This window comes from Romboutsia sp. 13368 (assembly GCF_018336475.1).
Taxonomy (GTDB): domain Bacteria; phylum Bacillota; class Clostridia; order Peptostreptococcales; family Peptostreptococcaceae; genus Romboutsia.
Map to the genome: position 1 here is coordinate 1584697 of NZ_CP048741.1, position 1338 is coordinate 1586034.

At 21.7% G+C, this 1338-nt stretch carries 2 protein-coding genes; both read left to right on the top strand.

Translation table 11 applies throughout. The features are described from left to right. The first annotated feature begins 22 nt into the window (after window positions 1-22). Window positions 23-235 (top strand): DUF378 domain-containing protein, encoded by a 213-nt coding sequence (locus G3997_RS06335; RefSeq protein ID WP_296644593.1) that lies wholly within the window; start codon window positions 23-25, stop codon window positions 233-235. A 274-nt stretch (window positions 236-509) separates the two neighbouring features. Beyond that, window positions 510-1274 (top strand): hypothetical protein, encoded by a 765-nt coding sequence (locus G3997_RS06340; protein ID WP_296644595.1) that lies wholly within the window; start codon window positions 510-512, stop codon window positions 1272-1274. Window positions 1275-1338 lie beyond the last annotated feature (64 nt).

Genomic DNA, 1338 nt, shown 5'->3' on the forward strand with positions numbered 1-1338 from the left:
TGATTAATCTTAACATAATATTATGCAAATACTTTATGATATCGCTCTAGTATTGGTAGTTATAGGTGCAATCAACTGGGGTCTTGTCAGTTTATTTAAATTTGATTTAGTTGCTGCTATTTTAGCTGGTGGAGGACATTTCGGAAATATAAGTGGCCTAAGCCGTATAGTTTATGGATTAGTTGGTTTATCTGGACTATATGTAATAATTGTATATTTAATGAATAGGTTTTAATAAAAAAGGATATCAATTGATATCCTTTTTTATTAAGTATATAACTATAGTAACCTCCTTATAACTTGACAGTTAAGCTATAATTTATTTATTTAATAGTTTTAATTTAAATATTTAAGTTAATAAAAATTGGGTATAAATAATTCATAGCAAAAATAGATTATATTTTTAAGATATCTTCTATTTTTTTACTAAATATTAGATAATAATGTTTATAAACTGTATAGTTTAAAAATTAATCTTATATAATTTAATTTTTTAGGAGGCTTAAACTATGAATTTTAACTATAATTTAGAAATAGATAATATATTAAATAAAATATATAAAAAGAAAATATTTGATTATGCTCTAAAAAATAATATCTCAAATATAGATACTACTAATATACAAAATTATAAAAATGAATTTAAATCATTTGATATGTACTTAGGAAGTGAAATGGAAGAATTTATAAAAGAATCTTTACCAAAAGATGTAGAAGGATACTTCTTTAAGTGTAATGTATCAAAACATAAAAATAATTACTTCCCAAGACTTTACGATGCTAATGGAAATAAGTTAACAACTACAACTGATAGTAAATATGCTGTTTTACTTTGGGAAGGCCATATAAATGACATGATTGTAGAAGATGTGTACAAATCTTTTACTAAAGAAAAATTTAATAACTATGTAGACAACAACTTAGAAAATATTTACGAAGAAATTAATAACTTTGTTTTAGAATCTAAAAATGATAACAAGTTAACTATACCTTTTACTAATAAATCTGATTTAGTTGATATAGTTAAAGATATGATATTAAAAGATGAATTAAGTATGGATATTATACAAGATGTTATTGATTTACAACAAATCAGAGAAGATATGTTAATGCTTCATACTCCTATAGATATGTATAATGAGTATGATAAATTAGAGGATGAGCTAAGCTATTGCTTAGATAATTACTTCAAATATAATAACGATGAGTTATATGACTTTTTAATAAATAATAAAGGATTTAAATTTGTTGAAAATATAGGTTTGGTAAAATAAATATATAAATAAAAAGAGGATTTTAATATTTTAAAATCCTCTTTTATTTTTTTAACCTTCTATA